Origin of the sequence: Pseudarthrobacter sp. NamE2, from assembly GCF_005796205.1 — a bacterium.
GTDB lineage: Bacteria > Actinomycetota > Actinomycetes > Actinomycetales > Micrococcaceae > Arthrobacter.
Genome location: NZ_VAHN01000005.1, coordinates 156,734 through 168,275, shown reverse-complemented (window position 1 = coordinate 168,275; position 11,542 = coordinate 156,734). Strand labels below are relative to the sequence as shown.

Genomic DNA, 11,542 nt, shown 5'->3' with positions numbered 1-11,542 from the left:
AGTGGGAGAGCGCTGGCACGCTTCGTGCAGGAAGTGAGAGAGCGTCGCGGGGTTACTTCTTTTCCCAGCCCAGGGTGGTCCAGTCCGGAACCTGGGACAGGCTCTGGAACAGGGACGGGCCGTAGTTGGCCAGCCCGGTGCGGACAAAGGAGATCTGCGGGCCGTTCATGACCACGCCCATGGAGAAGTACTTCGCCATGTGTTCCTTCTCCACTTCCATGGCCGCCTTGTTGCGTTCCGCGTTGTCCTCGATGGAGGCGAGTTCTGCAATCTTCTTGTCCAGTTCCTCGTCCCCCAGGCCGTTTTCGTTGGTCTTGGAGTCGTAGTACTGCTTGACTGCGGAGGTGGCATCGGCGCCAACCGTGTAGCCGGAGACGCTCAGGTCGAACTCGCGGCCGCCCACAACTTTGCCGAAGTCGGCGGAGGCGCGCTGGTCGATTCCGACCTCCATGCCGCCGTCCTGGAGCTGCTTCTGCAGGGTCTGGGTGAAGGCCAGGGTGGTAGGATCGTCGCCGAAGTTGCTGATCTTGAAGGATGCGGGCTTGCCATCCTTCTCCATGATGCCGTTGGCGTTCTCGGTGTAGCCGGCGTCCGTCAGCACCTTCTTGGCGGCATCAGGACCGGTTTCCTTCACCGGGTAGTTGTCCTGGTAGTACTCGGAAAACGGCAGGAGCATCATGGAGCCGGAGCTCGGCTCTTCCCAGTTCAAACCGTTGAAGCGCACTTTGCGCAGGGCCTCGCGGTCCACGGCGGCGAAGATGGCCTCGCGGACGGCGACGTCGGTGATCCGCTGGGCGTTGATGTTCAGGCCGCCTGCAAACAGGCGCTGGCCGCGGCGGACCTCAGAGTCCTTGGTGCCTTCCAGCTGCTTGTACAGCGCGATGGTGTTCGCGGACATCGCGTCGATTTCGCCGTTCTTGAACGCGGCGATCTGGGCGCTGGTTTCAAGCTGGCGGAAGACCACGTTCTCCAGGACCGGCTTGGCACCCCACCACTTTTCATTCGGGACCAGGGACAGGGTCTTGCCCGCGGCATCGTACTGGTCCACCTTGAACGGGCCCGCCATCCACTCGGGGTGCATCTCGCCCACGAAGCCTTCATTGAAGATCTCCGGCGTGTTGACGGCCGGGTGGATCAGGCCGAAGAACAGGTCTTCCAGCGGATACACCGGCTGGGTCATCTTCACGACGACTTCCTTGTCGCTGCTGCCGGCTTCCACGGACTCCACGAAGGCGTAGGACCCTGACGTGACGATGTCGTAGCCGTTGTCCGGGCTCTTGAGGATGTTCCAGGTGTTCTGGAACGCCTTGATGTCGATCGGCGTGCCGTCATTGTAGGTCGCCTTGTCGTTGACCTTGATGGTGATGGTCTGCTTGCCGTCAACCATTTCGCTTTCCACGGACTCACAGAAGTCGGTGTTGGGGGTCGCCTTGCCCTTGAAGTCGACCTTCCAGCAGCCGCCGATGCCGCCTCCGCTGACGCCTACGGGGTTGATCGGGGCCATCAGCGCGGAGGTGTCCGAGCTGTTGCCGCCGTTGGAGAAACCGTTGAAGTCCGGGCCGATGCTGCCCAGCGGGAGGGTGACCTTGCCGCCCTGTTCAAGATCGGCTGCGGGTTTTTCGTTGATGCTGATCAGCTTGGACAGGTCGTCGCCTGCCTCCTGCCCCTTGGCCGTTTCCGGCCCGGTGGCACCGCCACCACCGCCGCAGGCCGTCAGCGCCAGAGCTGCGGCAATGGCCGCCGCTCCGCCGATCCTGTTCAGATTCCTCATGGTTTTCCCTTCGTTGATGCGGGTGGTGCTGGTGATGGGTCGGATAGTCCTAGGGTGCATGGTGGTCCGCCTGGTCTTGGACAACGAGCATGTCTTCCTCCAGTTCTCCGTCCGGGAAGAAGCAGGCAAAACGCTGGTCCGGGACGGAGACGGGACCGGCTTCCAGGGCCCGGGCGGCGGCGGACGGTGCCACAGCCTCAAGCGGCGGCTCGAGCGTACGGCACTTCTCCTGCTTGGCAGGCGGAAGGGCGGCATAAACCGGGCACCGGGTGGCAAAGTTGCAACCTTTGGGAGCGTCCAGCGGTGACGGCAGGTCGCCCTTGAGGATGATGCGTTCGCGGGTGCGTTCCACCTGTGGATCCGGAACGGGGATAGCGGACAGCAGAGCCCGGGTGTAAGGGTGGCGCGGCTGGTCGAAGACCCGGTCCACCTCGCCGATCTCCACAATCTTGCCCAGGTACATCACGGCCACGCGGTTGGAGATGTGCCGGACCACGGACAGGTCGTGGGCCACCAGCAGGTAGCTCAGCCCCAGTTCCGCCCGGAGCTTGTCCAGGAGGTTGATGACGCCGGCCTGTACGGAGACGTCGAGGGCGGAGACGGGTTCGTCGAGGACCACCAGTTTGGGATTCACGGCGAGCGCCCTGGCGATGCCGATCCGTTGCCGCTGCCCGCCGGAAAACTGGTTGGGGAAGCGGTTGACATGGTCCGGCTGCAGGCCCACGAGCTTCATCAGCTCCATGATGCGTTTCCTGATGGCCTGCCTGTCCATCCCAGCGTTCTGCAGCGGTTCGGCCAGGACCTCATACACCGTGAACCGCGGGTCCAGTGCGCCGGTGGGGTCCTGGAACACCATCTGCAGTTCACGGCGCATCGCGTTCCTGGCCCGGGAGTCGGCTGCCTGCTTGTTGCTGATGCCGCCGATCACCACCTCCCCGTCCTGGTCCTTGTGGAACTCCATGATTTCCAGGAGGGTGGTGGTCTTTCCGGAACCCGACTCGCCCACGATGGAGAAGCACTCCCCTTCCCGGATGTCGAAGCTCAGCCCGTCGACGGCCTTGACCGTGCCAATGCGGCGCTTGAGCAGGGACCCCTTGGTCAGCGGGAAATGCTTGCGGATGTCCTTGAGCTGCAGGACTGTTGCCCGCTCGTCCCGGGGAATGGCGTCGAAACGGGAGGCTGGAACGGGCGGAGCGGCGAAGATATCGAGGACATCCACGTCGCCGCCCAGGGCCTCCGATTTGATGCAGGCGGCGTGGTGCCGCGGGACGCCGGGAACCGGAGCCAGCGCGGGTTCCCCTGCCAGGCACGCCTCGGAGGCGAGCGGGCAGCGGGGCGCGAAGGAGCAGGCGGTGGGTTCGTGGAGGAGGTTGGGCGGCATCCCTTCGATGGGCACAAGCGAGGACTTCTCCGCCGCGTCCACCCGCGGCACGGCGCCAAGGAGACCCATGGTGTAGGGCATCCGCGGGTTGTAGTAGATCTCGTCCACGGGTCCGGTTTCCACGGGTTTGCCGCCGTACATGACCATGATGTCGTCCGCCATGCCCGCCACCACGCCAAGGTCGTGGGTGATCATGACGACAGCGGCGCCGGTTTCCTCCTGGGCGGTGTGCAGCACCTCAAGGACCTGCGCCTGGATGGTGACGTCCAGGGCAGTCGTCGGTTCATCGGCAATGAGGACACGGGGATTGTTGGCGATGGCGATGGCGATCATGACGCGCTGGCGCATGCCGCCGGAAAATTCGTGCGGGAAGGCTTTCAGCCTGTCATTGGGGCTGGGGATGCCCACCATGGCGAGGAGTTCGGCGGCGCGGACTTCTTTCGCATGCCTGCTCATGGTGGGGTTGTGGATTGTGAGCGCCTCGCTGATCTGGGTGCCCACGGTATAGACGGGCGTCAGGGAGGACAGCGGGTCCTGGAAGACCATCGACAGTTCGTTGCCGCGGTATTCACACATGGCCTTGTCGCTGAGCCCCAGGAGTTCGCGCCCCCTGAGCCGGACGGACCCGGAGATGTCCGCGGTGCCGGGGAGCAGGCCCATGATGGCCAGGGAAGTGACCGACTTGCCGGAACCGGACTCTCCCACAATGCCGAGGGTCTTTCCCGGCATCAGGTCGAAGTCCACGCCGCGCACGGCGTGCACTACGCCGTTCTCGGAGTTGAAGCGGACGTGGAGGTCCCGGACGGACAATACGGCGTCGGTGGGTGAGTGCAGTCCGGCCACGTGCAGCCGCTCAACCGGCGACCCTGTGGGCTCTGCCGGTCCAGTGGTGGTTTCACTGCTCATGACGCCTTCTTCTGTCCGCTGGTGAGTCTGGCGATCTTCCTTCTGGCCCTGCCCGAGGAACTGGAGCTGGGATCGAAGGCGTCCCGGAGACCGTCATTCATCATCGCCAGGGAACCGGTGAGGAGGAACATGACCGTCAGGGGCACCCAGAACATCCAGGGGAAGGTCTGCACCTGTGAGGTGGCACCACCGATCAGCACGCCCAGGCTCACGTCCGGTACCTTGATGCCGATGCCGATGAACGAAAAGGCGACCTCGGCGAGGATGGCGCCGGTGACGCCGCGGGTGATGTCCAGGACCAGCAGGGACCCGATGTTCGGCACCAGGTGCCGCCAGACGATGCGCCGCGGTGGGACCCCCATGTACTGCGCGGCCTTGACGAAGTCGCGTTGCATGAGGGACATGGACATCGAGCGGATCAGCCGGGCCGTTCCCATCCAGCTGAAGACCAGCAGCACGATGATCAGGAGCAGCCACGAGGGCAGGTCCCGCTTCAGTCCTGCCCCTCCCCCACTGGTGGCAACAGCCACCACCAGGAGCGCCGGCATCATGATCAGCGCTTCAAGGAAGAAGAGCATGACCTTGTCCACCTTGCCCCCGAAGTACGCCATGGTGCATCCGTAGATGGCGGCGATGAGGACCGAGACCAGACCCACGACCAGGCCGATCAGGATGGAGATCCGCGTGCCTTCCACGGTCATCGCGTAGAGGTCGATGCCGGCCTGGGAGGTCCCCAGGTAGTGCTCGGCGGAGGGCGGCATCCCGATGTTGAAGGGATCGATGGTGTCCTTGTCCCAGGGCGTGAAGTACCCGCCCACAAAGGAGAAGACTGTCAGCCCAAGGAAGATGACCAGGCCGGCGACGGCTGTCTTGTTCCGCAAGAAGCGGCGGAAGATGATGGTGGACTTTCCAATGACGACGTCGGAGTTGTCAAGGTGAGCGTCCTGAGCAACGGCTGCCGGGTCGACGGCGTTCAGGTTTGTCATTGCTACTGCACCCGCACTCTCGGATCGACCAGCGTGGTGGCGAAGTCGGCCAGGATGGCACCTATGGCGAAGATGACGGAACCATAGGCCAGCGTGGCGGTGGCCGCGTTGACATCCTGCAGCGAAATGGCGTCGATGCTCCACGAGCCGACGCCGGGCCAGGCGAAGATTTTTTCGGCGAAGAACCCGCCGGCAAAAATGGCCGGGATGGTGAAGGCGATGCTTTGTGCCACCGGGATGAAGGAAACGCGGAGGGCGTGCCGGGTGATGGCCTGGTTGCGGGTGAGCCCCTTGGCCCTTGCGGTCCGGACAAAATCGGCGTTGACGTTGTCCAGCAGGTACTGGCGCTGGGCGATCTGGTAGGAGCCCCACCCCACCAGCGTGATGGCCACCGTGGGCACTGCATAGTGGGCCAGCATATCGACGAACTGGGCCCAGCCGGGCCCGATGCCGGGTGTGGAGATACCCGTGACGAAAAAGATGCGTTCGCCTACGGATTCGTTGATGTTGATCGCGCCCAGCTGTACCAGGAAGTAGGCGATGGGTGCAGGCACGATGTAGGCCAGGTAGCTGTAGGACGTGATCACCCGGTCCTGGAACTTGTACTGCCGCGCGGCTGAATATACGCCCAAAGCCACGCCGATGACCAGGGTCAGGATGATGGAGGCAAGGAACAGGCGGGTGGAGATCCACACCCTGTCCCCGAACTCGGCATTGATGTAGGCACCATTGGGGCTCCTGCCCCAGTCCCAGCGGGTGACGATGGCCGTCAGCCATTCAACGTAGCGTTCCCACGGGCTAAGGTCCGGGTCCAGGCCTTTCAGGCGCATGGACGTGGCAACCTGTTCGGGAGTGGGGCGGGGTATGCGTTCCTGTTCCAGCAGTGCCGGTTTGAGGGTGCTGACGGCCAGGAGATATCCGGCGGACGTGGTCAGGAAGATCATGACCAGATAGGTGAGTCCGCGCCTCGCGAGGTACCTGAGCACGCTACTTCCGCTTCGCCGCCGCGGCGGGAAGTGGGGAACCGCACCTGGCAAGCAGCTTTGGTGCCGCCCCCGGGTCTGTCATGCCGGACACATCAACATTCACAAGCAAGATCCTTCCGTTCCCACCCGGATCAGCGGGAGTTGTGCCGCGCCACCGGGTCCGTCGCCAGCGGGTAGCTGGCCCCCGCGGCCCGTTGCCGGGCCGTCCTCGGACTATGTCGCGGGTCACATTCCAGAGGAAACTATCACAAGGTCACCAGCAAAATGACGGCTAAGAGGCGGAAACACACTGCCCGTACCAGATTGTTATGAATAGTTTGTGAAGTTGATTTGACTGGACCCACTGGCGCCGTGACGCGCAGTTCATGCGCCTCCCACCACGCGTGTGACAAGGTCGCGCCAGGAGTGCTCGAGTCTTTCAATACTTATCCCGTAGGACCCGATCAGGTTCAGCAGCCTGCCGGCATCCAGGGTGGCACTAAGCGACCCCGCCATCAGCCAAGGGTCGGACTCAAATCCGGCGTCCCTCAGCAGCACCTCGACATGGCGGTGCCAGAGGGCCGCCGCCGGAACTTCGAACCGGCCCCGAGGTGCGCTTTCCGCAGCCAGGACAAGGTCGGCAAATTCCACCACGTACCTGATGCGCGCGTATCCGAAAGCGACCAGCCGCTCGAGCCCGGGCGCTCCAGGCCCAAGGGGCGGGGGCCCAAACATGAACCGAGCCTGGAAATCGGCTTCAGCGTCATCGAGCAAAGTCAGCATGAGTCCGGCCCGGCTCCCGAACCGGCGGAACACGGTGCCCTTGCCTACGCCTGCCCGCTCGGCCAGCCGATCCATGGTGAGGCCCCCGGCGCCGCACTCCTGAATCAACTCCCGGGCGGCGATCAACAGGCGTTCACGGTTGCGGACAGCATCACTTCGTTCAGCGGCCGATGCCGGCGTTCCCGGCCGCGGTGGGATGGACCTCACAGCGTCATTCTAGCGCCCGGGAATAGAAGCGGACCGCAGTCCGTTTACTCTGGTGAAGCACCACAAGCCCCAGCCCCCCAAGGCTTGGCGCCCATACTTTAGGAGTTCACATGACCAAGAGCACAGTCCTCACCCTCGTCGGCAGCCTGCGAGCCGAATCCACCAATCAGAAGCTTGCCGAGGCCATTAAGCTCAACGCCCCCGAGCAGGTGGACGTTGTGATCCACGAAAGCCTGGGCAATATCCCGTTCTACAACGAGGACATTGACGTCGAAGGCAAGGTTCCGGCCGCCGCTGCCGCCCTGCGCGAAGCCGCCAGCGAAGCTGACACCGTCCTGCTGGTGACCCCGGAGCATAACGGCACCGTCCCCGCGGCCCTGAAGAACGCGATCGACTGGCTCTCCCGCCCCTTCGGTGCCGGCGCGCTGGCCGGCAAGCCCACCGCCGTCGTCGGAACCGCCTTCGGCCAGTATGGCGGTGTCTGGGCGCAGGACGAGGCCCGCAAGGCCGCCGGCGTCGCCGGAGCCAAAGTGCTCGAAGACGTCAAGCTCGCAGTCCCCGGTTCGATGGTCCGTTTCGCCGAGATCCACCCGAAGGATGACGCTGAGGTGGTTGAGCAGATCAAGGGCGTGTTCGACGCTCTTGCCGCTGCAGCCCCCGCAGCCTAAGCGCCAGCCCGCAGCGCCCGGTACGCACAGCGCGTCCCGGGCGCTTGCTGTATCGAGGCACCAGCTGTGACCAAGTCTTGTCCCAACCGGTACCGTCCAGACATACGCCGCCGGGAAGGCCCGCCGTAACGTTAATTCACGGTACGTGGCAGACGGAATCGCGGTGCAGTCGTGGGAGCAGGGTGGCACGCCGGGAGGCGATGGAGAGGCAGGCGCGGGGCAGCGGCTTGGCTGGCACTTGCACTCGTGCTTGCAGGCTGCACGGGCGGGGATCCCGCCGTCCAACCTGCCGCTTCCAGTCCCGCCGCCGCTCCGCCGGCCGCACCACAGACCGGCGTTCCGACGCCGCAGCCGCAAATTCTTCCGGAGGCCGAACCGGGACCGCTTCCATCCGCGGGCGCCCCCACGGCCGCCCCGCCTGCAGGAGCAGCAGCTCCGGAACAGCTGCCGGCGCCCCAGCCTGAAGCCGAAACGCCAACATCCCGGCCGGAGCCCTCGCCGCAGCCGTCCGCCAGCATTCCCGAAACCCCGGCCACCGTCACTGCCTACTACGTCCTCCTGGACGACGGCGGCAGCAACGGCGTGCGGTTCGGCTGCAATGACAGCCTGGTTGGCATGGACGCGGAAAACGTTGCAGCGGATGAACAGCTTCCCGCCGCCTTCAACGCCCTGCTGACGGGATCAGAGGGCACCGGGCCTGCTGGCGCAGCATCCGGTTCCGAGGTCTACAACGCACTTGCCGGATCCCGGCTGAAGTTCCTCTCGGGGACCTTCGACGGAACCACGGTGACGGTATACCTCGCCGGGGCACTTAGTCTCGGCGGCACCTGCGACGTCCCGCGGGTTGAGGCGCAACTCACCCAGACTGCAGTGGCCGCGGTTGGTGCCATCCGCGCCGACATCTACATCAACGGAGAACCTCTGACCGAGGTTCTGCGTCGGGACCAGTAGCGAGGATGTGATTCTGGGAGCAACGGATGTTGCTTTCAGGGCAACAATGCGCTGTATCCTGTCCGTGTGAGCCACGAAACACTGGATGCAGCAGGAACGCTGCCAGCAGAAGCCGTTGATGCGATCGAACGTGCTGCCACCTCAGCACACCGGCACGAGGCGCTGTTTTCAGAAAGAGCGGCCAATATCAGGCAGTCGGCGGTACGCGATGTCTTCGACATATCCATGCGCCCCGGCCTGGTGTCACTGGCAGGAGGTAGCCCCTACCTGCAATCCCTGCCCCTGGACCGCCTCGCCACCACAGCCGCAGACATCATCTCCGGCGACGGCCTTGCTGCCCTGCAGTACGGTCCGGGACAAGGGACCGGGGAACTGCGCACCCAGATTTGCGAGGTCATGGCCGCCGAAGAAATCTTAGACGCAGATCCTCGGAATGTGGTCATCACAGCGGGCTCGCAGTCCGCTCAGGACATTGCCACCAAAGTCTTCTGCAACCCGGGTGACGTTGTCCTGGTGGAGGACCCCACTTACGTCGGAGCACTCAACACCTTCGAGGCCTACCAAGTCACCGTGGAAACCGTGGAAATGGACAGCCACGGGCTTGTACCCGCGATGCTGGAAGCGAAAATTGCAGCCCTCCAACTCTCGGGCAAGAGCATCAAGTTCCTCTACACAATCCCCAACTTCAACAACCCCTCCGGAATTACGCTGGCAAAGGAGCGCCGGCAACAGATCGTTGATATATGCCGCAAAGCGAATATTCTGATCCTGGAGGACAACCCGTACGGACTGTTGCGCTACGGCGGAGAGCCCCTGGCTCCCCTGCGTGCCGACAACCCCGACGACGTTATCTACATGGGATCCTTCTCCAAGATTTTCGCCCCCGGCCTGCGGATCGGATGGGCGCTGGTGCCCGAGCACTTGCAGCGCCGCTACTACCTCGCCGCTGAATCTGTCACGCTCTGCCCGCCGTCCCTCAACCAGATGCTCGTGTCAGCGTACCTGCGGGACTATGACTGGAAGGGCCAGATCGAAACCTACCGCGGCCTCTATGCAGAGCGCTGCCAGGCCATGCTCACGGCGTTGAGGGAGCATATGCCCGAAGGGACAACCTGGACCACCCCCGAAGGCGGCTTCTTCGTATGGGTGACGCTGCCGGACGGGGTGGACACCTACCCGTTGCTGCATCAGGCGATTGACGCCGGCGTGGTGTTCATCCCCGGGGCCGCCTTCACGCCGTCGGACGAGCCGTCCAACAAACTGCGCCTTGCCTTCAGCGCGGTGCCCCCTGAGTCGATTGCCGAAGGCGTGCGCCGGCTGGCACCCGTCCTGCGGAAAGCCATCGCGGCGTTGTAGCGTAGGCCTCACCAACGCCGCAAACCGGAGCAAAGGAGCACGCATATGGGTGGAATCATTGTTGTAGGGGTTGACGGCAGCGGGACCGCGAAAAAGGCAGCGGAGTCCGCGCGGGACCTCGCTGCCGCCCTGCAGGCATCGCTCCACGTGGTGTCCGCCTTTGACAGCGACCGGACCGAGGTCTTCGGCAGCGGCAGCGACCAGTGGATTGTCTCTGACGCCGACACCGCCGAGCACGTGGCCCGCACCGTGGCAGATTCCCTCGGCGGGGCCATCAAGGTGACCTACTCCGCGGCGCGCGGCCGCCCCGCCGACGCCCTGATCAAGGAAGCCGTCCGCATGGACGCCCGGATGATCGTGGTGGGCAACCGCAGGATGCGGGGAATCGGCCGGGTCCTGGGCAGCGTGGCCAACAGCGTGGCGCACAACGCGCCCTGCGACGTTTATATCGCCAACACCTACGACGCCGACTAGGACACTCCCCCTCGTGGCGGACATCGCTGCGGAGGGTGTCCGTTCTCACGCCTTATACGCCATTTCTGTTCCGGGCGCAAAGATAAAATTGAACAGGGCCCCAACGGTGCGGACACCCAGCAACCACCACTACCGAGGGGCCACCATTGATTACTCTTCAGCGCCGCCACCTTGTGGGCCATGACATCCTCCTGGCCCGGCACGGAAACCACATCTGCTCCATGCGGGTCGACCGCAGCAATGGCACAGTTGTGGCGCTCCTGGATGACGGCAGCGTGGACAGCGCACCGAACCTTATTTCCCCGGACCTGCGACTGCCTGAAACCGTGGGAAGCGTCCTGCGTGAGGACTGGAAACTGCTGTCCGCCTGGGCCGGCATAGCCGCGGCGATGGGCGTCCTGATGACTGCCGCCGCCGTTGCCCTGGGAACCACGGCGGACCCGGCCACGCTCGAGATGTTCACGACGCTGTCCTACGGCACCATCAAGCCCTGAAGTACCCACCAGATTCCGGCCATCACCACTCCGCCGAACAGCGAGCCCGCCACCACCTGGGCCACCGAGTGGGCGCGCAGTACCACCCGTGACCAGCCCACTGCGGGGACCAGGAGCAGCAGCGGAGCCCACGCGGCCCCCAGCATCAGCACCGCGATAACCACGGAACAGGAAATTGCGGCCGCGTGGCCGCTCATCTTCCAAAACGGACTGACGCCCGCCAGGACCACCACACCGCCCACTACGGCCAGGACCATGGCGACAACACTTGCCGGAGCACCCACGGCGTGCAGGACCAGCAGCCCGGCCAGGATGGAACCCAGCGCCATCAGCAGTACCGGTGCCCGCTGCTTCCGGTCACTGACATGATGGTCCGTTACCTTGCCCAGCCGCACCAGGAGCAACAGCAGGAGTAGCGGCAGCACGCAAACGAACAAGGCCGCCAGCGCCCCGTAGACCACCGTCTCGGGGAACCCTTCCTGTGCCAGTGGACTGAGCAGCAGCTGGACGGTGACCACCGCCGGCGGCTGGAACACCTCGGTCAGCCACCTGGCGGTCCTGTTCTTTACCCGGATGGTGCTGCTGTCTGCGGCCACGTCC

At 64.4% G+C, this 11,542-nt stretch carries 11 protein-coding genes; 5 read left to right on the top strand and 6 right to left on the bottom strand.

Annotated elements, in window-relative coordinates; all coding sequences use genetic code 11:
• Positions 1 to 52 precede the first annotated feature (52 nt).
• From FDW83_RS08395 to FDW83_RS08375, 5 genes are all read right to left on the bottom strand, one after another.
• Entirely contained in the window at positions 53 to 1,771 is a 1,719-nt protein-coding gene (locus FDW83_RS08395; RefSeq protein WP_138137389.1) for an ABC transporter family substrate-binding protein, read from the bottom strand.
• A 49-nt stretch (positions 1,772 to 1,820) separates the two neighbouring features.
• Positions 1,821 to 4,058: an ABC transporter ATP-binding protein gene (locus FDW83_RS08390; RefSeq protein ID WP_138137387.1), complete on the bottom strand. Its 2,238-nt coding sequence runs from the start codon at positions 4,056 to 4,058 to the stop codon at positions 1,821 to 1,823.
• Positions 4,055 to 5,044, bottom strand: coding sequence for an ABC transporter permease (locus FDW83_RS08385; protein WP_138137385.1), 990 nt, complete (start codon positions 5,042 to 5,044; stop codon positions 4,055 to 4,057). Before FDW83_RS08385 ends, FDW83_RS08390 begins: the two co-directional genes overlap by 4 nt.
• Before the next feature lie 2 nt (positions 5,045 to 5,046).
• A complete protein-coding gene (locus FDW83_RS08380; RefSeq protein WP_138137383.1) occupies positions 5,047 to 6,030 on the bottom strand; it encodes an ABC transporter permease in 984 nt (327 codons plus the stop codon).
• Between the two features lie 363 nt (positions 6,031 to 6,393).
• Positions 6,394 to 6,999, bottom strand: coding sequence for a TetR/AcrR family transcriptional regulator (locus FDW83_RS08375; RefSeq protein WP_138137381.1), 606 nt, complete (start codon positions 6,997 to 6,999; stop codon positions 6,394 to 6,396).
• Positions 7,000 to 7,109: 110 nt separating this feature from the next.
• On the opposite strand from FDW83_RS08375, the gene FDW83_RS08370 reads away from it, so the two are divergent.
• The 5 genes from FDW83_RS08370 to FDW83_RS08350 all read left to right on the top strand — a co-directional run bounded on the left by FDW83_RS08370 (position 7,110) and on the right by FDW83_RS08350 (position 10,942).
• Positions 7,110 to 7,667, top strand: coding sequence for an NAD(P)H-dependent oxidoreductase (locus tag FDW83_RS08370; RefSeq protein WP_138137379.1), 558 nt, complete (start codon positions 7,110 to 7,112; stop codon positions 7,665 to 7,667).
• A gap of 246 nt (positions 7,668 to 7,913) precedes the next feature.
• Complete coding sequence (locus tag FDW83_RS19435) at positions 7,914 to 8,618, top strand: hypothetical protein (RefSeq protein ID WP_240720900.1); 705 nt, start codon at positions 7,914 to 7,916, stop codon at positions 8,616 to 8,618.
• 66 nt (positions 8,619 to 8,684) lie between these two features.
• A complete protein-coding gene (locus FDW83_RS08360) occupies positions 8,685 to 9,974 on the top strand; it encodes a PLP-dependent aminotransferase family protein (protein WP_138137377.1) in 1,290 nt (429 codons plus the stop codon).
• Between the two features lie 45 nt (positions 9,975 to 10,019).
• The gene (locus FDW83_RS08355) at positions 10,020 to 10,448 is read left to right on the top strand and encodes a universal stress protein (RefSeq protein WP_138137375.1); all 429 of its coding nucleotides are present in this window, start codon (positions 10,020 to 10,022) and stop codon (positions 10,446 to 10,448) included.
• 146 nt (positions 10,449 to 10,594) lie between these two features.
• Entirely contained in the window at positions 10,595 to 10,942 is a 348-nt protein-coding gene (locus tag FDW83_RS08350) for a hypothetical protein (protein WP_171027492.1), read from the top strand.
• Here FDW83_RS08350 and FDW83_RS08345 read toward each other — a convergent pair.
• Positions 10,921 to 11,538 (bottom strand): phosphatase PAP2 family protein, encoded by a 618-nt coding sequence (locus tag FDW83_RS08345; protein WP_138137373.1) that lies wholly within the window; start codon positions 11,536 to 11,538, stop codon positions 10,921 to 10,923. The genes FDW83_RS08350 and FDW83_RS08345 overlap by 22 nt on opposite strands.
• Positions 11,539 to 11,542: the final 4 nt, after the last annotated feature.